This window comes from Mycoplasmopsis bovis PG45, from assembly GCF_000183385.1.
Taxonomy (GTDB): Bacteria; Bacillota_I; Bacilli_A; order Mycoplasmatales; family Metamycoplasmataceae; genus Mycoplasmopsis; species Mycoplasmopsis bovis.
The window spans coordinates 499,781-525,930 of the sequence record NC_014760.1; the positions used below are offsets into that span (position 1 = coordinate 499,781).

A 26,150-nucleotide genomic window follows, 5' to 3' on the forward strand; every position below is an offset into this window, starting at 1 on the left:
CACATATGTTGCACTTGAACTTTCATTTATGGAATATTTGAACAAATAATTATGTTTGTTCGAATATTTTTTATGTAGAAGGGTTATTTTGTCATGTCCGAATAAAAAGCAAAAGAGCACAAAAATACAAGAATATAAAAGCAGAATATTATAACTTTGCTAACAAAAACTATAATGGAATTAATAATGATATTTATGCAACAGATGTAACATATATTCCAGTTCTAATTGATGTGCCCGATAACATATTTTTATGTCAGTTATTATTCATCATCAGAAAAAGGTAGCATTGAAAATGCTCACAGGCTTTTAAGAAGATACATTCCAAAGGGAAAATCTATAGATAAATATGTTGGTCAAGAACTAAAACCAATGGCCGATTTTATAAATTCACATCCAAGAATTTATAAAGGAGTACTTGGCTTTAAATGCGCCAAGCAAATGCAATAAAAATTAACATCAACAGAAAATTTTGCACTTTTGAGTACTCAAAAGTATCTTTTCTTATTCTTTTTTTATTCTTTTAGCCATTCTCTTGTCAGAACCACCAAAAATTGGTATTATTTTTCCAATACTCAAATTAGGTGCTTTTTGCTTTGATAATTTATAATTATTTAATATTTTAATTTGTAAAGAACTAACATATGAAAAGAAAATTAATGTTAATAGGGGGGGGGGGCTTAGTTTTTGCTAGTTCTTTCCCAATGACAGCTGCTTCATGTGATGTAAAGAAAAAGGATGTTGAAACATCTAGCTCAAAAAAACAAGGTTCAAAACCCAACTCAGAATCTAAATCAGAAAATCAAGATTCAGAAACAAACTCACAATCTAAATCAGAAAAAGAAGATTCAAAACCCAACTCAGAATCTAAATCAGAAAATCAAGATTCAGAAACAAACTCACAATCTAAATCAGGAAAACAAGATTCAGAAACTAATGGCAGTAGTAATGAATTAACAAAACCTAGTGAAAAGACACAAAATGATATGCCAACAGAAAATTCTGGAATAAACGACTATTTAGATAAAGTTATGGAATACGGAAAAGAAGCATCAGAACTAATCACCCTATTAGAAGAGAGAAAAGAAAGGGAAGAAAAAGTTAATGAATTACTAAAGAAGCCTGGACTTTGAAAAATAGTAGAAGAATTATCAAGTTTATATGAAAGCTCAAAATATGATCTTAATGCATTTAAAAAGGAAATTGAGGAAGTTTTAAAAAATCCTAGAGATAAAAATGAACTATCAGTTAAACTAAAACAATATAAAGGATCCAGCGAGGAAATTAAAAACGCAATTAAGGAATTAAAAGGCTTTAAGAGACAAAAGTAGATTTTTTCAAATCTGCTTGCTTGATTGTGGGTTCAAGTGCTCCGCAATTAAATTTTACTTTAATTGGTGTTGCACTTGAACTTTCATTTATGGAGTCTCTTTTTTTAATTAAAATATAAAAGTTATACCCCATAATACTATACAAAATGTCGCATTTTGAACAATGTAGACATTTTTTTATTTATTTTTCTGACAAAGACTTAAAAAATGCTGCTAATGTCATCATAAAAAAATTAATTTTATTTATTTCTCTATTTAAATTTTGTGTTATAATATAGTTATAATGCTATATATTTAGGAGAATTTGAAAATGGCAATTCCAGTTGAAATAAGACAAGTTGAAAGACCTAAAAACACAGTTGTAAAGAACTACTTCGGAAAATTTAAAGTTGTAAAAAGAACCAGCAAATATGTGAATGGAAAAGCAATTCCAAAAGATTTGGCAATTGTTGGCGAAATAGTAGATTACAAATTTGTTCCTTTTGAAACACCTGTCCCAGTAGGTACAAGATCTAAGAAAAATCAAGAAAAAACAGATATAAAAGACTATGGTAACATAGCAATTTTTACAAAAAATAGCAATGATATTTTGGAAAAATTACTAACACATTTTGATTCATCAACAGCTTACAAATTATATGTAATTGCTATTCTTAGATGTGCTTATCCAAAAGCCGTTAATCGTGATTTAAAGTTTTACTATGAAACTTCATTTATGTCTGAATTATTTAAAAAGGTTGATTTATCTGAATCATTATTACCAGACTTCTTTGAAAAAACTGGTAGAGCATATTCAAATATACATAACTTCATGTTAGATAGAATAAATGAGTTTAAAGGTAAAGTACAAATTATTGATGGCACACTTAAATCTTATAATTCAGATGAAGTAACTTTTTCTCAATGATCAAGAAAAGGCAAGGTTAAAGGTAGCAAAGATTTTACCTTACTTTACACTTGTGACTTATATACCAAAGAGCCAATTTATCACAGACCATACCAAGGAAATATGCTGGATTCGACTATTTTTGAGGACTTTTTGGAAAATGTACCTAGCACTGGGGAAATATTAGTTGCTGATAAAGGCTTTAGAACTAAAGCAATTACAGAGCTTTTAGAACAGAATAAAAATGTTAAGTATCTTTTGCCATTAAAGAGAAATACAACATTAATTAGAGCAGAAAAACTTGATGAAAATTTGGCTCCTGTAAAAATTAAAGATAAGCAATTACTAGGGTCTAAAAAGCAAATAGATGGAAAGTTTTTTTATCTATTTAAAGACTTAGAAATAGCTGGCAAAGAAAGTGTTGGAAACTATCAAAAACATCTAAAAAGAAATACATTTAACATTGATGAATTCAATAAAAATAATCAATTTTTTGGTGTCATTGTTTTTGAATCCAATGTTGACCTTTCATTAGAGGATGTATACACACTATATGATCAAAGATGAGAAATTGAAGAAATGTTTAACTTTTATAAAAATATTTTGGAACTATCAAAAACAAGAGTTCATTCAGAAATGAAAGTTTACACAACAGAGTTTATAAACTACTTGTCGCTAATAATTGCGACAAAAGTTAAGAACAATTTAATAAGACTAAATCTTCATCAAAACTACTCATTCAGACAGATTATAGAATATTTGAGAAGTTACAAAGTTGAAGTAATAAATGATACAGAATGAAAAAAACGCAAGGTGTTGAAATATGTTCAAAACCTTGCGGAATTGTTAGAAATATAGCATTACACTAAAACTTTTTTATTAAAAGAAGCTCTTATTTTTTTATTTAGTTTTTTATAAAAAAATAGAAAAACAAACATAATAAACTAGGAAAAAATATTTGAACAAATAATTATGTTTGTTCAAATATTTTTTTATGTAGAAGGGTTATTTTATTATAGCTAGACAACTAACAGTTAATGAATGAATAGAATTAATAAAAATATATAACTAGCAAAAAATAATGTAATACAGCAAATGTATTTATGTCGGAATAAATAAAATCATAGCAATAGCGCTATGACATATTATTTTCATTAATCTTTGTAGCATTTTTTAAATTTGACTTTTGATACTTAATTTTATAAATAAACTTCCACATAATTCCAAATAATAATGGTGTTATCATTGAAACAACATAAAGAAGGAAATCAAGAATAATTATTACTCCTGTATTATTTCCTTTATAAAAATAAGGGTTTTTGAAGTCTAAAAATCCATAAACAACTGCGCCTCTGCCTTGAATTATTTTGTCAAATGTAGCAAAGAATAATATCATTGCAAAGATTGTGTAAACAGTTGAAATAAGCACAGGAATTGTAAATGTAATTTTAGTTACGATAATTTCTTTTCTAATCAAAGACAAGGCCACAAAACCTAAGATAGGATTTATTGCATGTGTAATCAGTGAGCGGGTAGCATTTAATGGATTAGTCCATGTTGACTTTTGGTATGAAAGCAATGCTCAATAGACAACAAAAGTCATAGTTATTGAAACAACAGAAATAAATAGTGCTTTTTTAGCATACATATTAGTTCATAAAACGCCAGCTATAATTAGGACAAAACCTAGTAAAAAGTTTGATAAGTAAGTATAGTATAAAAATGAACCTCAGCCTTTAAAAACTGCAAGATGTGTTGGTGCACCAGTTTTATTTAATTCATCTTTTGGATCGTATCAAATTACATATGAGAAAGCATAGAAAAGGGTTGTTAATAACACAAACAAACCAAAACCAAACAGCCATCATCTTATGTTCTTATTTGTAGTTTTATTTTGCATGCGAATTATTATAACTATATTTATTTTTTAATGAACAGAATTTATAATTTAAATAAATTGGAGCAAATTAAACATTGCTATAATATTATTATTTAAATATTTTAAGGATCATTATTATGATTAAGAGACTAATAAGTGGAATTAAGCCAACAGGTGATCTTACGCTAGGAAATTATATCGGTGCAATTAAAAATTTTGTCAAATTGCAAGATGAATATGAATCATATTATTTTGTAGCAGACTTGCACTCACTAACAATGGGCGATAATAATGCAGATGAGTTAGAAAAAAGAAGAAAGGAAATAGTTGCATCATATTTAGCTTGCGGTCTAGATCCTAATAAGTGCACAATTTTTTACCAATCAGACATTTATGAGCATACATTAGTTCAATGGCTTTTAACTTGTGAATCAACAATGGGCGAATTAAGTAGAATGACTCAATATAAGGACAAGAGTCAAGGAGCTCTTAAACAAGCTAATGGTACTGAAAAAATACCAGTAGGTTTATTTATGTACCCTACCTTAATGGCTTCTGATATTTTAATTTATGATGCTGACTTTGTGCCTATCGGCGAAGATCAAGTTCAGCACTTAGAATTAACTAGAATGCTAGCAGAAAGAATAAATAAAAAGTATCAATTAGACCTTAAAATTCCAACAGGAATTATTCCTAAAGAAGGTGCTAGAATTAAGTCTTTATCAGATCCTACAGCTAAAATGTCAAAAAGCGAAAAAACATCAAAAGGCACGATTTACTTAAACGACGATCCTGAAGTAGCTTATAAAAAAATTATGAAGTCAGTTACCGATTCAGAAAATAAGGTTTATATTTCCAATGATAAACCTGGAATATTGAACTTATTAAATATTTATGCGGCTTTAACTAACATTACACTTGTTGAAGCTGAAGCTCAGTTCAAAGACTCAAATTATGTTGAATTTAAAACTGCAGTAGCAACTGTTGTAAAAAATGAATTAATAAAAATTCAAGCAAAATACGAAGAGGCTTATAAAATAGTCGATTCAGTTACAAAATCAGGAGCACAAAAAGCAAAAGAAATTTGTGCTCCAATAACAAAAAAAATACTTTCAAAATTTGGATTCAAATAGAGGAATTATGAAAATTGAAGCTAATAAACCATTAAATCATACAACTAGCCATCTTTTAGGGGCAGCAGTTGAAATGTTATATCCTAATGTTAAATTAGGTTTTGGACCTGCTACTGATGAAGGATTCTATTATGACTTTGATTTCGCTGAACCATTAAGCGAAAATGAATTAGGCAAAATTGAAAAACTAATGAAAAAGTTAGCAAGCAGAAATTTAGTAACTATTAAAATTAGTGAAGATGAATATGATTTTGCCAATAAACCCTATAAAAAAGAGTTATATGACGAATTAAAGTCTCAAAACAAAGAAATAACTTTTTATGCATTGCAAGATCCTCTTAATAAAGAAATAGTATTTAAGGACTTATGTGCTGGTAATCATATTGAAAGCACAAAAAATATTAAAAACTTTAAATTACTAAGCATAGCTGGAGCATACTGAAGAGGTGATAGTAAAAATAAACAGCTTACTAGAATTTACGGAACATCATGAGAAACAAAAGATGAATTAGATAAATATTTAGCTCTGCTATCTGATAGAAAAGAAAGAGACCACCGTAAAATTGGTAAAGATATGAAAATCTTTACTTTTAGCCCATTAGCTGGTCAAGGATTTCCAATATGATTAGAAAATGGAATGTATATTCATAATGAAATAAAAAATTTAGTGCTTAAATTAGACAAAAAATATGGCTTTACTGAAGTTTTAACCCCACATTTTGGGGCAGAATTACTTTATAAAACTAGTGGCCATTTAGCGCATTATAAAGATGATATGTTTAAACCTTTATTGGTTGAAAATGAAACATTAATCCCTAGACCAATGACTTGTCCACATCACATAATTGTTTATAACACTGAAAAACACTCGTACAGAGACTTGCCAATAAGATATAGCGAACAGTCTCAGTTGTATCGTTATGAAAAATCTGGCGCTCTTACAGGCTTAGAAAGAGTTAGGGGTATGCTTTTAACCGAAGGGCACTTGTTTGTTAGATATGACCAAATTGCTTCTGAAGTTAAAAGAATGTACAAGCAAATAAAAGAAATATTATCTATTTTTAATATAGAAATTAGCTATATTTCACTTTCATTAAGAGATTTAAACAACAAAGATAAGTATTTTAATAACGATTCAATTTGAAACAAAGCCGAAGTAATGCTTGAAAAAGCTTTGAACGATATGAAGGTAAAGTACAAAAAAGTTGAAGGTGAAGCAGCATTTTATGGTCCTAAAATTGATATTCAAATCGATACAGCTTTAGGTCATGAAATTACTGTATCTACTATACAATTAGACTTTTTACAACCTGAAAAATTTGACTTAAGTTACATTGATAAAAATAATAAAGAAGTAAGACCAATTATGATTCATAGAGGCCTTATTGGCACATATGAAAGATTTGTTGCTATATTACTAGAGCAAACAAAAGGTAACTTGCCATTTTGAATAGCTCCTAAGCAAGCAACAATAATTCCTGTTAACTTATCAGAAAACTTAAAATATGCTAAGAAAGTTGCTAAAAAGCTTTTAAATAGTGACTTTAGAGTAAAAATTGATGATTCAGACGAAAGATTGAATAAAAAAATTAGAAATGCGCAAGTTTCTAAGTCAAAATTCCAGCTTATTCTGGGTTCAAATGAAATGAACTCAAATACGGTTTCATATCGTGAATATGGAAAAGAAGAAACTACAACAGTTTCTATAAATGACTTTATAAAATTGCTTAAGAAATTAAGAAATAATTATGAATAAGTCGAAAAAATCAACTAAAGCTAATAGGCTTATTTCATATAGTCCACTACTAACTGTTTTATTTGTTACACTTTTTATAATTATTCCTATGTCGGTTGTGTGGATACTAGTTGCACCTGAATTTGGCAATGTTAAAATATCAAAGACTTTGTGAATAATACTTAGTCCTGTTTTAATTTTGACTTTATCAATAGTAATTAATATTGTGTTTGTGTTAACAAAACTTTTAAATATTAGAAGCTTTAATTTTTCAATTCCTTTTGGAATAATATTTTCATTAATTATATGATTGTGTTTAGAACAAATGCCATTTTGAATAAAGTATATAATTGCTCCAATAGCTGGAATATTAGTTGCAATAGTAACTAATATTGCCGTAGGCAAAATAGAAGATAAAATTCTAAGCAAAAATAAACAAAAGAGCAAGATATAAAATACGAATTTGGCTATTTTATAGACTTATATAATAAACAAAACACCAAGATTTTCCTTGGTGTTTTTATGCTTATAATTGCTATTAAGCAATTAGTTTTCATTGTAATTTCACTTCCTTACAAATACTATTACATATTAATAGGCAGACTTGCTTCTTCTGTGTGAAAGTAATTCCATATTTTTCCGCAGTTTTGGTTACTTAAGAACGGCTATCAAAAAACATCATTTAAAATGAGCCTGAGCATAAAATAATATTTTGTGTCTCAAAATCTTTTTGTTAATAATTTAAAAAACTTTGAATTCCTCTATATAAAAAAACTAAGTTTTATGCAAGTTTCATGATAGCTTAAAAGCTGTTTTCCACTTCCTTCACACTTTCATATGCATAAAACTTAAAAGTTATATATTTGATGTCATCTATTAAAATGCGTCAAGCATTTAATCAATGGAACTTGGGTCTAATATTTACAGTCTGCTACCAATTATTGACAAAATGTTAACCTTTAGTTCTTAACAAAAAACAGATTATTAACAAAACTTTTTGTGCACAAAATGCACAAAAGACATAAAAAAATCTTGCTCGGGGCAAGATTTTTGTCTTTAATTTCTAAGAAATAATTGCTTCGTAAACCTTTGTTGAAACTGTTGGGCTTGCACCTTTGTTGTACTTAAAGAATCTAAACTTAATTTTTAGTTTGTCTCCTTCTTTTTCAACGTTGACAAATCCACTAGCTTTAATTTCGCCTTTTCTGGTTTTGTGTATCGGATTTTCAACACCAGCAATTGAATATCCATCTGGTAGACCAGTAACTGTTCCTATTTTAATGCCTTTTCAAGGTAATTTTCTCTTGAACTTTCCGCTTAACTTTGTAGCTCCATTACGAGTATCAAAGAAAACTTGCTTATTATTGCCTTTTTTAGGCGGAATTAAGTCTTCATCTTTGATGTCTTTTTTACTAATTATGATTTTAACCTTAGAAAGATCAAAATCAATATCCTTGTAAGCTACTTCTTGATTATCCGAAACCTTTTCTCCATCTTTTTTATGCGAATCAGAAGTTTCTTTTATTTCTTTTTCATTTGTTTTTTGTGCATTAGCACTATTAGAACTTGCGCCATTAGAATTAGAAGTTCCACTTGCAGAGGTTGTTTTATGACCTGTTCCAGCTCCTTCAGCTTGTTTTGCAGGTTCTTCAACTTTTTTCTTTTCTTCCTTCTTGTTACTGCCATCACATTTAGTAGCAATTAAAGGAAATGAAAAAGTAGCAGTTAATACAGTTCCTAAACTTAACAATAGTTTGTGTTTCATAAATTTGGATTCCTCTTAAACATTTTGTCTGTGTAAATTATACACTTTTCTTTATAAGCCTATTTGTAGGGTTAATTAGAACATATGGCGTTTATATTAAAATATTTAAACATATATTAGCAATATAAGAATAATTGTAAAAAATATGTAAAATGCTAGCAACTTGACTGGCATCTGTATTATGTTTTAATGATAAAAGGTTGTTAATCCAGGAAATAATTAACTAAAGTCAAATTCTTGGAAACATTTTTTGTGCATTATTAAACAATTAAAAAGCTACAAACACCAAATGCAGCAGCTTTTAAAGTTAGTCAATTGCATTAATTAGTTCATCAAATTTTTTAAAAAATTCATCACTATTAATATCAAAGTTTGCTAATGGTAGTGCATACATTTGATAAGTAATATTATTTTCTTTTACTGGTATCATTTTATTTAAACTATCAAAAAAATCTTCATGTCAATAGTCATTCATTCATTTTGAATTCTCTTTAGTTTCAATTAATACTTGATAATTTTTGTTTTTGCCTTCAATAAATAAATAAAAATCAGGAATTATTTTTATTGCATTAGTAAATGAGTAAATGTTCGCCTTATTTTGAGAATGGTTTTTCACTAATCAAAACTTAAGACCTTTTTCATTTAATTTACCTACTATATTACTTTTAAAATAATTTATAAATTGATATTGTTGATGGGTAAAAAAATCGCACTTGCATGTAAATCAGTTTTCTCCTGATAAGTCTGTTTTATAAGAATATTGGTCAATATATATATCTGTTAAATCAAAAACTTTTTGTATAGGATGAGCTAAGAATTTGTTCGATCCATTATATACAGAGTTAAAATTATGAACATAAGTAGCAATATTGCTTAGTGCAATATTAATTGAATATTTTAATGAATGATTAAAATCATTTTCATCATTAAAGCACACTTCCACTTTATTATTGCCAAAGTACTCATCTAATTTAAAAAGATCTAATGTACTATCTACATTATTAAATTTTGAACGTAAATATTCTAGGTTAAATTCACGATAATTTTTTGCATACTTATAAATAAGTTCTAAATCAATACTGCTAAGTTTATAAGTTTTTGAATATATATATTTACTACTTATTTCTCCAATAGTATGTGTGATATTTTTACTTATTTCATCAGGAAAAATTTTTATTTGCTTATCTAATTTTTCCTTTTTATTTAAAAATATAAAGCCATTTTTAAATAAATTGCTTTGTTTAAAGCTATCTTTTAAAGTACATAGTTGCAACTCTTTTGTAGTTGTGTTATTTACTTTTTGAATTTTATTTTTATCATAATTGTAAATAAAATTGTCTAATATATCTTTTTCATAGGATGATTGGTCAAAATTAAAGTGTTCAAAAATATGAAAAATATTAAATTCTTTATATTTATTTAAATCAGCTATAGAAGCAATATTATTAATAATTAAAAATTTCTTATCTGATTCTATATTTTCATATTGGCTTAAAAAATTATTATGGTTGCTAAATATTAAATTGATTGATTCTTTATTACTAAATAAACTAGGATTACTAATTTCTTTAATATCTATCAATTTACCCATAAACTGTATTTTATAGGCAAATAAGTATGAAATTGACAAATTATTAACTAGCATTTTTCTATACTCTTCAAAGTCATTTTCTCGGCCTAAAATAATGAAATTATTAATTCCTTTTGAATAAAAGTAAAGAATTATCATTGCTAAAAAATGATATTTAACAGCTTTATCTTCAATATTAATTAAGTACTTAATAGGAAATTTTGCTAGTTTCTTATCATAATCGGTTGCTAAAAATCTAATTGCTTCAGTTTCGCATTTGTTTAAGTTAATCGAGTTATTCAAATTCTGAACAATAATATTTGGAAGCTTCACTAGTGGATCAGAACCTTTGTAATTATTTGAATAATTCATTAACTCTTCAAGATTATTAAAAAGGAAATTTTTGTGCATTTTTTCTCCCTAAACTTAGTTATTTAAAATTTTAAAATAAAAAGCTTTCTTAAGCATTAATAAATGAATTTATGAAAATATTTTCAATATCAATAATAAATTTAGTTTGAAAAAATATGCTAATAAATAAGGAAAATTAGCATACCTATTTAATAAGTACTATAATTTAAATGTTATTTATATAACATTAGGAGATTGGATGCAGTATGAAGATAGTAAAAAAGTTACTATAAATTTTTTTATCATTCTTTTGTACTTTTCTGTAATATTTGCATATTTTTATAAATATGCAAGATTATCATTACTGTTAGGTTATGTAATCGGGGCATCTACTTCATTTTTAATTTTTTGAATAAAAGAGGCATTTAGTTATTTAATTATTGGAAAAAAGAAATCTCAAGCTGCAAGTTTAAGCGTCTTAGCTTTTGTTACTAGTTTTACTCTTGTGGGATTTTTGACAGTTTTATTAATTTTTGTAAATAAAATAAGCATCAAGAACATGAATAATATTTACACAAAAAGCAGTTTTCAAATAGCTTTTTATCCAGTTAATTTGATAACTTATACTTTTGGTTTTGTAACTTTAAAAATGAGTTTATTATTGTGTTTTATAAATAAAAAAAAGAAAGGAGGCATAAATGAATACAGTCAAAAGTGCAGGCGAATCTAATATCTTTAGTGATTGAATTAATGGCGGATATGCTGACTGAAATCAAAAGCAACTTCTATCATTGATTGTTGTTGTGTTAATTTGCTTAATTTTCTCTTTATATGTGTTTATAAAAATTAAAAAATATGCAAAAGAAGACAAAGCCCCTAGTGGCATTATTTTGGCAATGGAAGGCTATGTAAATTACATTGATAATGTTTATGATGATAATACTGATAGAAAAATTCCTAAAGCAAGATTTTATGTTTTTGGTTTAGCAACCTTTTTATTGCTTGGAAACTTGCTAGGCTTAATTGGGTTGGAACCTGTTACAACTTCTTATTCAATTGCATTAACTTTTGGACTAATGTCATGATTAGGGATTTATGTAACAGGCTTGATTTATCAAAAATGAAGATTTTTTGCTAGGTACAAAAATCCAATTGAGATAATAGGCCAGTTTTCGCCGCTAATCTCAATTAGTTTCCGTATCTTTGGAAACATTATTGGTGGAAGCATAATTATGGTTATGATTTACTCACTTTTTGGATACATTTGAACTAAAATGATTCCAAATTCACCACCACTACCGCTTTTAGCAGTGATTTTCACACCTGTATTACATCTTTATTTTGATGTTTTTAGTGCCTTCATTCAAGCATTAGTATTTTGCTCACTTACCACTATTTGATGAGCACAAGAAGCTGAAATAGAAGAAAAAAATGTAAAAATTGATGAAAAAAGTAATTATTTTTCATCTAATCAAATAAAAGTTAAGCAACTTAATGTTGCTCAAAATATATATTAAGTTAAGGAGATTATTATGGAAAAAGGATTAATTGCAATAGGTATTGGCATTAGTATGATTTCTGGTCTAGGTGTTGGTCTTGGTCAAGGTCTTGCTGCTGGTAAGGCAGCTGAAGCAGTTGGAAGAAATCCTGAAGCAGCAAGCAAGATTAGAACAATGATGCTTGTTGGTCAAGCGGTTTCTGAATCTGCTGCTATTTATGCATTAGTTATATCAATTCTATTAATGTTTGCTTTTAATTAATAATATGAACTTAATTTATAACTTATCACTTAATGCCAATATGCTTTTAAGCAGTCAAAATAATGGTGGAATTAAAGAAGAACTAAAGGATAAATTTAGAGCACTTTTCCCAACTTGACCTATGTTTTTGGCTACTATAATTGCATTTGTTTTAGTTGTTGTAATTTTATGATTCTTGCTTCATAAGCCTATAAAAAAAGCAATGAAGGAACGTCATGACTATATACAAAAAAATATTGATGAAGCTAAATTAACCAATGATATTTCTAAGCAAAAATTAAATGAAGCTAATAAAAGGTTAGCTGAAGCTTATTCTGAAGCAGATGAATTAATCAAAAATGCCAAAATTCATGGCGAAAATGTAATTGAAGAATATGTTCATAAAGCTAGAAATGAATCAAAGAGAATAATAGATAAAGCTCATACTGAAATTGAATCAGAAAGACAAAAAATGATTGATGATTCTAAATCAAACATTGCTAAGGCAGCTATTGAAATTTCAAAAAAAATTATGCAAAAAGAAGTTACAAAAGAGTCACAAGATGAAGTGATTAACAACTTCTTAAAGGATAATTAGCTATGTATATTAAAGCTAATGCCGATAGTTATGCTTTGGCACTATATGACTTACATAAAGAAGAAGATAGTGTAAGTAGCACATATGAGAATATACTTAGTTTCTATGAACTTTTGTGTAATGATAGGGCAATCTCTTCATTTTTTAACAGCAGTAAGATTGCTGTAGAAAAAAAGTGTGAATTAGCCAATGAAATAGTTCAATACGATGAAAAATTAAAAACTTTTGCAAACTTTTTAAAGCTTTTAATAGCTAAAAACAATTCGTCGCTGTTGCAACAAGCTCTATCAATATATATACATATTGTTGAAGATGACTTAAATATAATAAGAGCAAAATTAATTTCTGCTTTTGAAATTGACAATGAATTAAAAATTAAAATTATTCAAAAACTAGAACAAAAATACAATAAAAAAATTGTGCTCAATACTTATATAGACAAGAGCTTAATTTTTGGATTTAAAATAGTGATTGGAAATGACATAATTGAGCATAATGCTAAAGCTGATTTAGAAAAAATTTCATCATTAATTAACGATAAAAATGGAGGCTTAAATGGCTAACAAAAGCACTGATATAAGCGCAATTATCAAAGATAGAATTAGGCGTTTTGATTCAAAAATAGATTATTCAGAAATTGGATATATTGTTACTATTGGTGATGGAATTGCCTTAATTAACGGCCTAGATAATGCAAAAAATGGTGAAATAGTTAAGTTCAAAGACAATATTACTGGCTTAGTATTGAATTTAGAAGAAGAAGTAGTTGGTGTTGCTATATTTGGTAACGCTAATGCACTTAGTGAAGGTGATTTATGCACTAGAACGGGTGAAGTTATTTCAGTGCCAGTTGGTAATCAATTAACTGGAAGAGTTATAAATGCAATAGGAGAGCCTATTGATGGAAAAGGGCCACTTAATAACACTAAACGTAGGGAAATTTTTAAGGTAGCGCCTGGTGTTATGAGCAGGGTTGAAGTTAATGAGCCTTTGGAAACTGGAATAATTGCAATTGATTCAATGATTCCTATTGGTAAAGGTCAAAGAGAATTAATTATTGGTGATAGGCAAACTGGAAAAACGTCAATAGCAATTGATACTATAATTAATCAAAAAGATAAAAATGTTAAGTGCATTTATGTAGCAATTGGACAAAAAAACTCAACAGTTGCCCAAATTACTAAAAAATTACAAGATGCTGGAGCAATGGACTATACAACTGTGATTGTTTCTGGAGCTTCAGAATTAGCACCTCAACAATACATTGCTCCTTATTCAGGCACAGCAATAGCAGAAGAGTGAATGTCAGAAGGCAAAGATTGCTTAATTATTTATGATGATTTATCAAAACATGCTATTGCTTACAGAACTTTATCACTATTATTAAGACGTCCGCCCGGACGTGAAGCTTATCCTGGTGATGTTTTCTACTTACACTCTCAATTATTAGAAAGAGCTGCTAAGGTTAACTCTTCATATGGCGGTGGTTCAATTACTGCCTTACCAATAATCGAAACTCAACAAGGTGATATATCAGCTTATATTCCTACTAATGTTATTTCAATCACTGATGGTCAAATTTTTACCAGAGAAAACTTATTCCACTCAGGACAAAGACCTGCTGTTGATGTTGGTTTTAGTGTTTCTAGGGTAGGTTCTAGTGCGCAAACTAAAGCTATGAAGGAAGTTTCTAGCTCTCTTAAATTAGAACTTGCTCAATATAATGAAATGCAAGCTTTTGCCCAATTTGGCTCAGATTTAGACGATTCTACTATTGCTATTCTAAAACATGGTCTAAAAGTTTATGAACTTCTTAAACAAGAGCAATATTATCCAATAGATCATTTTTCACAAACGGCTATTTTGCTAGGGATCAAGGAAAAAATTATTAATCCACTTCCAGTTAGTCAATTAAGAAGATATCGTGATGAAGTTATCAAATATATGACTAAAGATTTAGATGGGTTGAGCATAGTTGCTGCAATAAAACAAAACAAAAATGCATTAAACAGCGAAATTAAAAATGCTATTACTACTCAATTAGTTAAAATTGTAAATAAAATAATAGCTTCCTTGCATGATTACAAACCTGAAGCTGAGCTTCCAATGCCAGCTAAGTATGTAGAACAAAATAATGTCTAGTATTCAATCTATTCAAAGCAGAATTAAAACTGTCCAATCAATAAGAAAAATAACTCATGCAATGGAATTGGTCTCTTATTCTAAATTAAAAAAAGCAAAAAATGCCTTTGATGAAGTCGAAAAATATAACTTACTTATAGATCAAACATTTAAAAAAATTTTTGAAAACATTAGCCATGATGATTTAGAAGAGTTAATGAAGTCTAGAAACAATAGCAAAAGCAAACTTTATATTATTGTAACTAGCAATTTAGGCCTAGCCGGGGCTTATAATGCTAACATAATTAAACTTGTAAAAGAAACTATAACTAGCGATGATTATTTAATAATAATCGGATCATATGGCTATAGAGCTCTTAAGCAGAATTATGGCGAGCAAATAATTAACATTAGTGACATTTTACAAAGTAAAAGAATTAGTACTGTTGTTTCAAAAATAATCAAGAAAGCATTCAAGTTTTATAGAAATGGCACTGTAAGTTCAATTAACTTCATTTATACTAAATTCATAAATAATTTAGTTCAAGAAGAAACTTGCGAAAGAGTTTTTCCATTTAATGAAGTTATGATTCGTGAACACATCAACCGCAAAGAAATTGACTTTAATCTTGAATTTGAGCCAAGTGCAAAGGATGTTTTGGCTGATGCTATTCCGCTTTTTGTTGATTCTAAATTACATTTAGCAATGGCTACTTCACTTATTAGTGAACACTCTGCACGCAGAAGTGCAATGGAAAATGCAACTAGAAACTCAGATAGTTTAATAACTGATTTAGATATGGAATTCAAACGTAAACGTCAAGCAAAAATTACAAATGAAATAATAGAAATTGTTTCTGGTGCTGATGCAGTTTAAGCCTAATAAATCTGTTTTATAGAACTATAAGTGCATTTATTAAGGAGAGTTTATGAAAGAAAACATAATGATTAACTCTGAAAATTACAATAGTAGCAACAAAGGCAAGGTTGTACAAATAGTAGGCCCTGTTGTGGATGTTCATTTTCCTAAAGGCCAATTGCCTTCATTATTAAACGCTTTAATAATTAATTATAATAACAATACTTATACTCTAGAAGTAGCACAGCACATTGGTGATGACACTGTTAGAGCCGTTTCAATGGTTTCAACAAGCGGATTATCACGTGGAATTGATGTTTATGACACAGGCGCACCAATTAGTGTTCCTGTTGGTAATAAAGTATTAGGTAGAATGTTTGATGTTTTAGGCAATCCTATTGACTTAAAACCTATGCCTGATACTATAAAAATGCCTATTCATGCGCCAGCTCCTTCTTATGAAGAGCAAAGCACTGAAAGCGAAATTTTTGAAACAGGAATTAAAGTTATAGATCTTTTAGTGCCTTACGTAAAAGGCGGTAAAATAGGACTTTTCGGCGGTGCTGGAGTGGGCAAAACTGTTTTAGTGCAAGAATTAATTAATAATATTGCTAGAGAACATGGCGGTCTTTCAGTTTTTGCTGGTGTTGGCGAAAGAACTAGAGAAGGTAATGACTTATACAATGAAATGTTAGCTTCAGGAGTTTTAGAAAAAACAGCATTAGTCTTTGGACAAATGAATGAGCCACCTGGTGCGCGTATGAGAGTTGCGCTAACTGGCTTAACAATGGCTGAATACTTTAGAGATAAAGAAAAGCAAGATGTTTTACTTTTTATTGATAATATATTTAGATTCACACAAGCCGGTTCCGAAGTTAGCGCACTTCTTGGTCGTATGCCTAGTGCTGTTGGCTACCAACCAACATTAGCAACAGAAATGGGTCAGTTACAAGAGAGAATTGCTTCAACTAACAAAGGATCTATAACATCAGTGCAAGCTGTTTATGTTCCAGCCGATGACTTAACAGATCCAGCGCCTGCTACTACATTTAACCACCTTGATGCTAAAACTGTTTTAGATAGAAACATTGCAGCCTTAGGAATTTATCCCGCTGTTGATCCGCTTGAGTCTTCTTCAAGATTGCTTGACCCACTTGTAATTGGCCAAGAACACTATGAAACAGCCAGAAGAGTGGTTTCTATTTTACAAAGATTTAAAGAGTTACAAGACATAATTGCAATTTTAGGTATTGGCGAACTAAGCGAAGAAGATAAAAAAGTTGTTGCTAGAGCAAGAAGAATTAGAAACTTTTTAAGTCAGCCATTCTTTGTTGCTGAAAAATTTTCAGGCAAGCCTGGTAAGTATGTAAAAAGAGATGATACTGTAAGAAGCTTTAAAGAAATCTTAGATGGTAAGTACGATTCATATCCTGAAGAGTTTTTCATATATGTAGGCTCAATTGATGAAGTTAAAGCAAACTATGAAAACTACTTAAAAGCTAATACTACTGAAATTGAAAAAGCTAAAGCTTAGAAAGTAAGCATCACTATGCAAAGTTATTCAAATTTAAAAATTGTCACACAAGCTAGAACCTTTTATAATGGGCCAGTGTTAAGTGTTGAGCTAAAAACCAAAAGTGGTGGGTCGATAGTTTTACAACCAAACAGAAGTGAACTATTAACAACTATTGATATCTGTAAATTAGTTATAAAAGACTATCCTGATAATAAAGAAAAAGTATACTCTATAAGTGATGGCATAGTTTATGCTGATAAATCTAACATCAACATAATTACTAATGATATTATTCTTAATAGTGACATTGACGTTAAAAAAGCCGAAAGTGATAGAGACAAAGCTATTAGTGTTTTAAGTAGCAATAGCGATGCTGAAGTTATTTCACGCTTTGAAATTAAGCTAAAAAAGGCAATTAACAGAATTAATGTTTCTCAAAATAAATAATCACAAGACCTCTAATTCACAGAGGTTTTTTATTTGCTTTTGCGTCCAAAAATTCTGTTTTATACCATTTTATAGTGATATGCCATTAATAGTATAAAATTTAATTAATAGATTTTAAGTCAGCTAGGAGGGAAAATGTGAGTAAAGTTTAATGACTGATACAACCAAGTTGTTGAAGTTCCTAAAATTTTTGGTCTAAATCACATTTTGTTTATTTGTGCAGCAATTGCATTAACAATATTTTTACTATTTGTATTTCAAAGTGCAAGCAGAAATGTTGTTCGTGGTGCAATAATCTTTGTATGAATATTTATTTTCCTTTCAGAACTGATTTTTAGGCAATTTGGTCAAATTGCTTGAATGAAAGTTCATGAAACAGCAAAATATAATTTAGCATATGTTCCAGTACAAATTGTTTCGCTTTACCTATGAGTGCTACCGTTTTACTTCTTTATACCAAATAAAAGATTAGAAGCAGCATTATTGCCATTTATTGGAATATCAGGATTAACCATTGGGGCTTTTTTATTGGTTTATCCAGCTGTTGTATTCTCAAATAATACACCTAACAATGTTTACTATATGTTCCAATCTGCTTTAACATTTTCATTAGGATGTTATTTAGTGCTAAAAGGTAAATTACCATTTCGTAGTTGAAAAACATATGTTTACCACATAGTATTTATGGCTTCAATATTCATTGCAACTGTAATCTTAAATGAAATTGTTTATGCAACAACTACAAATGAATTAGTTCTTAAAGGTTGAAACTTTATGTACTTATCTCATAGAGTAAAACCATTACCATACTACCAAGATCTGGTTACTCTTAAGATATTTACAGATACACCTGAAAACAAGAGACTATTTACTACTGTATTTGTATTAGGATTGTTAATATTTCCAATTGCGCCATATATGTTGTTCTTTATTCTATTTAGACCATTTGTAAAAGTTATTGATGATGTAATTCTTAATTCATCTAAAAATGACAAAGCTAAAAAAGCACAAAATGAAGATGTAACAACGCAAAAAGCTATGGCATAATAAAGTTACAAAACTCACTAAATGCAGTGAGTTTTTAATTTACAAGTTTTAAAAACTTGCTAATTTAATAGCAAGTTATGCAAAATTTTGGAATATTGCAAAAATTAAGTTGATGCCCCATTTATTTTGTCGCTGTCATCTCTACGTTTTTTTCGTATAACAACCAATTTAGGAGTTCCACTTTGATTAGCTAAATTGGCTGAGACTCAGTTAACAACTTTCAATTGGTCTTTAAGCGAGATATAAGGCAATCTAGCCATATTGTCTCAGCTAGTTTGAATTTTAGGTACAAGTTCATCATAACTCATTTTGTAGATAATTGACAAGTCAATTGCTTTAGCTAGTATAACTTTTGCACTTTTTCCATTTTCGAGAATCCCGTCTTCAGTATCAATATTAATTATATTCTGGTTGGCGCTATCAGTATTTTCTGATAATAGTCCACTGACAAAGTAAACATCATTATCATCTATTGCAATTACTGTTATAACATTAGATTTTAATTTGTTTTCTCCATCAATTTTATCTATGAACTCAGGATATAGCGATATTGGCTTTAAGACTGGCAGTAACTCTATTTTGCTTTCTTTTGTATTTAAATCATTTTGCATAATATAATTTTAAAATAGCAATATGCTCTATTTTTATCAACTTTTTCCACTATGAAAAATTGTAGATAAGTCGCAAAAAGCGTGAATTATGCTACTTTAAGGAATAATAATTGTGCTTTTACTGATTTTGTAGTGTTAATAAAATGTGAGTTCCTATTAGTTTAAATTAAAAAAGCAGCTCTTGTTTTCTAAGCTACCTTTTTAACTGAAAATTTTCTCTCTGTTTTATTAATTAATCTTTTGAAATTATCGCGGTGACTTACAACAACTAATAGTGCACATAAAGTATAAATTATTGGGCTAACAAATCAATAATTAGATAATGGAATAAATCGGTTAGCATATTCAACTGCATTAGGTCAGTAGCCAACTGGCCCTTGAACCATTCATGGCATTCAAACAAATAAAAGAAGTGAAAATGCCACTGTAATTGACCCAAGCGAAACAATTTTGGTTATTCCAACAATTAATAAAAATATTATAAATGCAATCAAAAACAAGATAATGTTAATTGAAATTATTAAACCCACTGTACAAGCTGCGCCTTTTCCACCTTTAAATTTATAATAAATTGGGAAAATATGTCCAAGCACTACACCTAAACCTATTGCTTGTGGACTAATATAAGAAATAAGCGAAAACTCTTTAACTGCTTGAATATGATTAACAATTGCAGCAATTATTAAAATAGGAATAAGTGTTTTTAGTACATCAGCTGCAAAAACAGCTAAAGCAAATTTAGTGCCGTAAGTTCTTAAACTATTAGTTGCACCAGCATTTTTGCTATTATGCTCTCTGATATCATCATTCTTAACTCTTCTGCTTAATATAATTGATGTGTTGAATGATCCTAAAAGTAAATATCCAACTAAAAATAATGCTAAATTTATCAAAATACTATACATTACATTCATATTTTTATATTTTACACATTTAATGATTATTTAAATTTTGAAAGTTAAAAATGCACATTTCGATGTGCATTTTTTGCATATTTAGAATGAATTAAAACTTCTTTGATGTTGTTTTAGACTTTTTATTTTCTGAATCAATTTGTTCAGATTTTTTGCCCTTAAATAAATGTTCTCAAATTTCATCATAGTGAGAAACTGGAATGAATTTAATTGCTTCTTTTACTTCCTCAGGAATATCACTTAAATTCTTCTCATTGTTTTTTGGAATGAAGACAGTCTTAATTCCTTTTTTAAAAGCCGCAAAAGATTTTTCTTTTAGCCCACCAATTTCTAAAACTTTTCCTCTAAGAGTAATTTCCCCTGTCATAGCAACTTCTTGTGAAACAGGAATTTTAGCCAAAGCTGAAATTAGAGCAGTAGTGAATGTAACACCAGCACTAGGTCCATCTTTTGGAACAGCACCTTCAGGAACATGGACATGGATTTCTGTTGAATCGAAATCAATGTTTTTAATTCCAAATTTATCAGCATTTGCCCTTACATATGAAAGCGCGATCTTTGCTGATTCTTGCATAACTTCTTTAAGCTGTCCTGTTAGTTTAATTCCTGGTTGTTTTGACTTGAATCAAGAAACTTCAATTTGAAGTGTTGTGCCACCAATAGATGTGAATGCTAAACCATTAACAGAACCAATTTGTGGCACCATTTCTTTTTCGGTCTCGCTTATTTTTGGAGTTCCTAATAACTCAGGGATATTGTTTTGGTCAATAACAAACTTGTCAATTTTTTCGCCAGAAACAATCTTTGTAACTATTTTACGGGCTATTTTGTCTAGGTTTCTCTTTAATGAACGTACACCAGCTTCTGCTGTATAGTGTTTTATTATAAACTCTAAAGCTTTATCGTCAATAATGAATTGATCTGGTTTTAGGCCTGCTTGAGCAATAACAATTTCAACTAAATGTTCCTTAGCAATCTTAATTTTTTCATTAATTGTGTAGCTATTAAGATCAATAATTTCAACACGGTCTAATAATGGTGCAGGTATATTTTCGTAGTAATTAGCTGTAGCAATAAATAATACTTTTGATAAGTCATATTCATGCTCAATGTAATTATCTTGGAACTTGGTGTTTTGCTCAGGGTCTAAAACTTCTAGCATAGCTGAAGTAGGATCACCCTTAATATCACTTGACATTTTATCTATTTCATCTAATAAAATAAGCGGATTCGATACACCGGCTGATTGAAGTCCTTTGATTATTTTACCAGGCATAGCACCAATGTAAGTTTTTCTGTGTCCTCTTATTTCTGATTCATCATGTAAGCCACCTAAGCTTAGTTTTACATAACTTTTGTCTAAGGCTTCTGCTATTGAACGAGCTAATGAAGTTTTACCAGTACCTGGTGGACCTACCAAGGTCAAAATTGGCACATTATTAAATTGCTTTTGTGTTTTATTTTTGGTATTTTCTTTAAACAACTGCAAATCAATTTGTGAATGGTCATCAATTTTTATTAAGTCTTTTTCACTTGCCTCTTTATTGATGTTTCTGTGGTTAATTATTAATGATAAGTACTCAATTACACGTTCTTTAACCTCTTTAAGGCCATAATGATTTTTATCTAAAATTTCTCTAGCTCTATTTATATCTAAATTTTCAACTTCTACTTTTCTTCATGGAAGTTTTTTAAGGTTGCTAATGTATGTTTGAGTAATATTAGCATCTGGGCTAGATGACATCATGTTTTTTAACTTATCACGTTCGACTTTAATTGACTTAATAATTCATTCAGGATACATTTGCTTAAGAACAGGATCATTGACAATTTTTGAATACTCTTCATCGCCTTCATCATCATCAGATTCATTAAGTTGTTCTTTAATAGCTTTCATTTTTTCACGAAGTAAGAACTCTTTTTGTTGTTTATCTAAATTGCTTTGAATTTTTTTATTTAATTCCTTGTCAATTTGATCTTTCATCGCTGTATTATCTTTTTTTAAGCCCTTCTTGCCAGATTCATTTTGGTTTTGTTCAATCAATTTTAAAATTAGTTTCATATCTTCTTCAGATATATAGCCAAGTAGCAAGTACTCTTCATATCATCTGTAGATTCTTTCAACTTCAAATTTAAATTGTTTTTCTAATTCAGGATGTTCTTTAATTTGCTCCATTGATGTCTTAAATAAATCATTATCAGACAATGCATTGTAAACATTTGAAAGCTTATCAGAGTTACCTTTTTTCAAGTTATTAATAAACTTTTGAATCAAGCCTGTCATTAATACGAATGTGCTTTTTAATGCCTCGAATTGAAGCACAGCATTAGGTAATGAATAAATAGAAAATAGTTCATATGGAGGCAGAAGGAAAAATCCGGTTAATGCATTAACCAAAGCTTCTAGTCTAGATTCGCCTTCACCGATAAAGTCAGGCCCCATTTCTCCTGCACCTTTTGTTCAATGTCTTATTTCTTCAGAAGAATAACCTCTAATATATCTGTAAAGAAGCATAGCGTCATTTCAGTTTCTGTCATAAATTAAGGTGTTTATAACTTCTTCAAAGCCACTAAGGTCCAATGTAGGATCTGCAAGAGCTACTTCATCATTATCACTTTTAGAACTAAATCTAAAAGCAACTACACCGTCAACATATTTAAGCGGCAACTCCTCGTCATCAATGTTTAAAGAGGCAATTGTGTGCTCATCACCATATATATCCTGTAATTCATATTTGTGGATTGCTTTTAAAGTTGCAATGTATTGTCATTTTTGAGTATTATTGTCATACACTTTGTCAATAGATTCAACCTGACATAGTGTCATATTTGAATCAAGGTTTGAAATATTGATGTTTTCTAAGACATCAGCATAAGTTGCATAAGGTTTTGATGCAACATCAGATTCATTAATAACTTTATTTGTAACTGTTGGTCTGTAGTATGCTAACATAACCTTAGTTTTTTTAATGATATCTGATCCATTTGAGTTATTTTTAGTGTAATTGTCAATAATGTCTTTTCAGTATGTTGCTTCTTTAATTAAGTCATCTGTAAGTTCTAATTTAACAACTTCACGATCAAGCAACACAAAGCAGTTTTTTACAGGATCATTTGCCTTTGTGTATGTTCTTCTTTTAAACACATTTAAAAATAATAAATAATCAAAATGTGCATCTAGTTCTCTTTTTTTACTTTTGGTGCTTCCTTTAGGTCTCCCCATATTGCCCTCCTATGTAAATTAATATAGCACTAATTATAATATAATTTTAGCACTCTACAATGCGAGTGCTAAAAAAATTATTTAATTACTATGTTTACTATTTTGTTAGGTACAAAAATTTCCTTAACTATAGTTTTTCCTTCAATTCATTTTGCAGCTTCATTTTTAGCCAATCTTAAGACATAATCTTTATTATTATTATCTACTAAAACAGAAATTTGAGCTCTAATTTTGCCGTTTATTGTAACAGCATAAGTAATTTGGTCTGTTTCTAATGCTTTAGAATCGACATAAAAATCAGTTAAGTTTTTTAGCTTAAATAAATTATTGCTCAATTCTCAAACTAAATGTGGCATAAATGGTTCCAAAATATTTAGAGCTACATAGAAGAATTCTAATAAAAGTAAATTATTATCAATTTTTTCATATGCATTTAAAGTTTCCATCACAGAAGCAATTAATGTATTAAATGCATATTCATTTCTGTTATCTAAATAAATTGATTCTTGCTTCTTTAATGATAGATATAGCTTCATTCTTGCATTTTTTTCAAAATCAGTTAGTGAATTATGATTAATGCTTTTTAGAATACTTAAATCATTTACATTTTGAACCCTAGAATATAAATTATAAAGTCTATTAATAAATCTATTGCATCCTTCAACTGAATCATCAGATCATTCTAATTCCTTAGCAGGCGGAGCTGCAAAAAGTATAAATAGTCTAACAGTATCAGCGCCATATTTTTCTAATAAGTCTGTAGGAGAAACAGTGTTACCTTTGCTCTTTGACATTTTTGCGCCATCTTTAAGCACCATTCCTTGCGTTAATAAAATATTAAAAGGCTCTCTAAATGAAACATAATTTAAATCAGCCATTACTTTTGTGAAAAAACGAGCATAAAGCAAGTGTAAGATTGCATGTTCAATTCCGCCAATGTAGGTATCTACTGAATTTCAATATTCAACAGAGTCTCTGTCTAAAGCCATATCATTTCTTAATTCTGGGGGACATGTATATCTTAAAAAGTATCAACTAGATTCAAAAAATGTGTCAAATGTGTCAGTTTCTCTCATTGCAACAGAGTTACATTTAGGACATTTTGTTTTAATTCATTCTAAATTTGAAGTAATAGGGTTTCCGCTTTTAGTAAAATCAACATTTTCAGGCAATTTAACTGGTAAGTTTTCAAACTTTTCAGGAACAATACCGCATATAGAGCAGTGAATCATTGGAATAGGTGCGCCTCAGTATCTTTGACGGCTAATTCCTCAGTCTTGCATATTAATTGAATGACTTGATTCTAATGACGATAAATCAAAATTAGAATGATAATTTTCAATACTAATATTGTTTGCTATTGCAAATTTTTCATAGCTAGATAGCTTATTAACATTAATAATGAGTGCATTATTTTTAGTTCCTAAAGAAGCAAAATCTGAAACATAAACATCTATTAATTTTTCTGAATTTCCCTTTAAAACAACACTTAAAGGCAATTTTAGTGCTGCTTTTAGTGAAAAGTCTTTTGCTTGTGCTAGATTTTTTATTTTATTAATTTGATCAATTTGCTTGCTATCTAAGTAATTATTTTTGATTAACTCATCAACTAAATTATGATTTGCACTAATGCATATAAAATTAACTATATCTAAGTCTTTTTTATCAGAAATAAATACTTCAACGTTTGATTTTAATGATTTTGCTGAATCACTAAAAGTTGCTAAAAAGCCTGTCTTATAGTTAATTCAGTTATTTTGCATTGATAAAACTTTATCAGGCCAATTCCCTTTTAACAATTCTAAAGACTCTTGCAATTCCTTGGCATAATCTCTAATTTTCAGATAGTATTGTTCAGTTTCTTTATGCTCAATTGGCTCATCACATCTTCAGCATCTGCCATTAATTACTTGCTCATTTGCTAAAACTGTTTTGTCTTTGTTGCATCAATTTAGCAAGGCTTTTTTTCTGTAAACTAAGCCTTTATTTCACATTTTTATAAATATTTCTTGCTCTCAGCGAGTATAGATTTCATCACTAGTTATGCATTCGTAATTTCAAGCAAAAGAAATACCTAATTTTTTAATATTTTCATTCATCGAACTAATGTTTTGATAAGTTCAAGTTTTAGGATGAATATTGTGTTTGATAGCTGCATTTTCAGCTGGCAAACCAAAAGCATCTCAGCCAAATGGGTGAAGCACATTGAAACCTTTTCGTCTATAAAAACGAGCTAAAGCATCTCCAATAGCATAGTTTCTTACATGCCCCATATGTATATTCCCTGATGGATAAGGAAACATACTTAAAATATACTTTTTGGCTAATTTATGATCATCTTTAGGCTCAAAATAACTACTGCTATCCCAGTAATTTTGTCATTTTTGCTCAATTGTTATATAATCATAATTTTTCATAAATTCCC

21 protein-coding genes and 1 pseudogene are annotated in these 26,150 nt (G+C 29.0%); 15 read left to right on the forward strand and 7 right to left on the reverse strand.

All coding sequences use genetic code 4. The features are described 5' to 3' along the window. Positions 1–249 precede the first annotated feature (249 nt). The 3 genes and pseudogenes from MBOVPG45_RS02145 to MBOVPG45_RS02155 form a co-directional block, all read left to right on the forward strand. Positions 250–450: pseudogene (locus tag MBOVPG45_RS02145) on the forward strand (IS30-like element ISMbov1 family transposase); the annotation flags it as partial. Between the two features lie 194 nt (positions 451–644). Further along, entirely contained in the window at positions 645–1,331 is a 687-nt protein-coding gene (locus tag MBOVPG45_RS02150) for an Mbov_0283/Mbov_0339 family surface lipoprotein (protein WP_013456392.1), read from the forward strand. A gap of 310 nt (positions 1,332–1,641) precedes the next feature. Further along, on the forward strand, positions 1,642–3,075 hold the full coding sequence (locus tag MBOVPG45_RS02155) for a transposase (protein ID WP_013456001.1): 1,434 nt from the start codon (positions 1,642–1,644) through the stop codon (positions 3,073–3,075). A 277-nt stretch (positions 3,076–3,352) separates the two neighbouring features. Here MBOVPG45_RS02155 and MBOVPG45_RS02160 read toward each other — a convergent pair whose 3' ends face one another. Beyond that, entirely contained in the window at positions 3,353–4,117 is a 765-nt protein-coding gene (locus MBOVPG45_RS02160; protein WP_013456245.1) for an MAGa3780 family membrane protein, read from the reverse strand. A 116-nt stretch (positions 4,118–4,233) separates the two neighbouring features. Between MBOVPG45_RS02160 and trpS the strand changes: the two genes are divergently transcribed. The 3 genes from trpS to MBOVPG45_RS04420 are packed head-to-tail and all read left to right on the forward strand — an operon-like array spanning position 4,234 to position 7,418. Next, positions 4,234–5,229 (forward strand): tryptophan--tRNA ligase, encoded by a 996-nt coding sequence (gene trpS / locus MBOVPG45_RS02165; RefSeq protein ID WP_013456512.1) that lies wholly within the window; start codon positions 4,234–4,236, stop codon positions 5,227–5,229. A gap of 7 nt (positions 5,230–5,236) precedes the next feature. Then, positions 5,237–6,985, forward strand: coding sequence for a threonine--tRNA ligase (gene thrS, locus MBOVPG45_RS02170; RefSeq protein WP_013456321.1), 1,749 nt, complete (start codon positions 5,237–5,239; stop codon positions 6,983–6,985). Further along, on the forward strand, positions 6,978–7,418 hold the full coding sequence (locus MBOVPG45_RS04420; RefSeq protein WP_013456372.1) for an MAG3450 family membrane protein: 441 nt from the start codon (positions 6,978–6,980) through the stop codon (positions 7,416–7,418). The genes thrS and MBOVPG45_RS04420 overlap by 8 nt, the downstream gene beginning before the upstream one ends. Positions 7,419–8,027: 609 nt before the next feature. Here the strand turns inward: MBOVPG45_RS04420 and MBOVPG45_RS02180 are convergent. Both MBOVPG45_RS02180 and MBOVPG45_RS02185 read right to left on the reverse strand, forming a co-directional pair. Then, entirely contained in the window at positions 8,028–8,729 is a 702-nt protein-coding gene (locus tag MBOVPG45_RS02180) for a variable surface lipoprotein (RefSeq protein ID WP_013455978.1), read from the reverse strand. Positions 8,730–9,036: 307 nt separating this feature from the next. Beyond that, a complete protein-coding gene (locus tag MBOVPG45_RS02185) occupies positions 9,037–10,710 on the reverse strand; it encodes a hypothetical protein (RefSeq protein ID WP_013456228.1) in 1,674 nt (557 codons plus the stop codon). Between the two features lie 638 nt (positions 10,711–11,348). Here MBOVPG45_RS02185 and MBOVPG45_RS02195 point away from each other — a divergent pair. The 9 genes from MBOVPG45_RS02195 to MBOVPG45_RS02235 all read left to right on the forward strand — a co-directional run bounded on the left by MBOVPG45_RS02195 (position 11,349) and on the right by MBOVPG45_RS02235 (position 18,977). Further along, complete coding sequence (locus tag MBOVPG45_RS02195) at positions 11,349–12,167, forward strand: F0F1 ATP synthase subunit A (protein WP_013456258.1); 819 nt, start codon at positions 11,349–11,351, stop codon at positions 12,165–12,167. A 15-nt stretch (positions 12,168–12,182) separates the two neighbouring features. Then, on the forward strand, positions 12,183–12,410 hold the full coding sequence (atpE, locus tag MBOVPG45_RS02200; protein ID WP_013456149.1) for an ATP synthase F0 subunit C: 228 nt from the start codon (positions 12,183–12,185) through the stop codon (positions 12,408–12,410). 4 nt (positions 12,411–12,414) lie between these two features. Next, positions 12,415–12,987 (forward strand): F0F1 ATP synthase subunit B, encoded by a 573-nt coding sequence (atpF, locus tag MBOVPG45_RS02205; protein ID WP_013954809.1) that lies wholly within the window; start codon positions 12,415–12,417, stop codon positions 12,985–12,987. Between the two features lie 2 nt (positions 12,988–12,989). Next, complete coding sequence (gene atpH / locus MBOVPG45_RS02210) at positions 12,990–13,550, forward strand: ATP synthase F1 subunit delta (protein WP_013455930.1); 561 nt, start codon at positions 12,990–12,992, stop codon at positions 13,548–13,550. Then, on the forward strand, positions 13,543–15,129 hold the full coding sequence (gene atpA, locus MBOVPG45_RS02215; protein ID WP_013456587.1) for a F0F1 ATP synthase subunit alpha: 1,587 nt from the start codon (positions 13,543–13,545) through the stop codon (positions 15,127–15,129). Before atpH ends, atpA begins: the two co-directional genes overlap by 8 nt. Further along, entirely contained in the window at positions 15,122–15,985 is an 864-nt protein-coding gene (gene atpG, locus MBOVPG45_RS02220) for an ATP synthase F1 subunit gamma (protein WP_013456581.1), read from the forward strand. The genes atpA and atpG overlap by 8 nt, the downstream gene beginning before the upstream one ends. Positions 15,986–16,037: 52 nt before the next feature. Next, positions 16,038–17,501, forward strand: coding sequence for a F0F1 ATP synthase subunit beta (gene atpD / locus MBOVPG45_RS02225; protein ID WP_013456276.1), 1,464 nt, complete (start codon positions 16,038–16,040; stop codon positions 17,499–17,501). 15 nt (positions 17,502–17,516) lie between these two features. Next, positions 17,517–17,930 carry a F0F1 ATP synthase subunit delta/epsilon gene (locus MBOVPG45_RS02230; protein ID WP_013456542.1) on the forward strand — a complete coding sequence of 138 codons (414 nt, stop codon included), beginning with the start codon at positions 17,517–17,519 and terminating at the stop codon, positions 17,928–17,930. Positions 17,931–18,065: 135 nt separating this feature from the next. Next, positions 18,066–18,977, forward strand: a complete 912-nt coding sequence (locus MBOVPG45_RS02235; protein ID WP_013456419.1) for a hypothetical protein — start codon at positions 18,066–18,068, stop codon at positions 18,975–18,977. A gap of 104 nt (positions 18,978–19,081) precedes the next feature. On the opposite strand, the gene MBOVPG45_RS02240 is transcribed toward MBOVPG45_RS02235, so the two are convergent. The 4 genes from MBOVPG45_RS02240 to MBOVPG45_RS02255 form a co-directional block, all read right to left on the reverse strand. Beyond that, the gene (locus MBOVPG45_RS02240; protein ID WP_013456007.1) at positions 19,082–19,588 is read right to left on the reverse strand and encodes a hypothetical protein; all 507 of its coding nucleotides are present in this window, start codon (positions 19,586–19,588) and stop codon (positions 19,082–19,084) included. Between the two features lie 188 nt (positions 19,589–19,776). Further along, complete coding sequence (plsY, locus tag MBOVPG45_RS02245; protein ID WP_038582744.1) at positions 19,777–20,502, reverse strand: glycerol-3-phosphate 1-O-acyltransferase PlsY; 726 nt, start codon at positions 20,500–20,502, stop codon at positions 19,777–19,779. Positions 20,503–20,593: 91 nt separating this feature from the next. Then, positions 20,594–23,593: an endopeptidase La gene (gene lon, locus MBOVPG45_RS02250; protein ID WP_193763585.1), complete on the reverse strand. Its 3,000-nt coding sequence runs from the start codon at positions 23,591–23,593 to the stop codon at positions 20,594–20,596. Positions 23,594–23,802: 209 nt separating this feature from the next. After that, a complete protein-coding gene (locus MBOVPG45_RS02255; protein ID WP_013456300.1) occupies positions 23,803–26,142 on the reverse strand; it encodes a class I tRNA ligase family protein in 2,340 nt (779 codons plus the stop codon). Between the last annotated feature and the right edge of the window lie 8 nt (positions 26,143–26,150).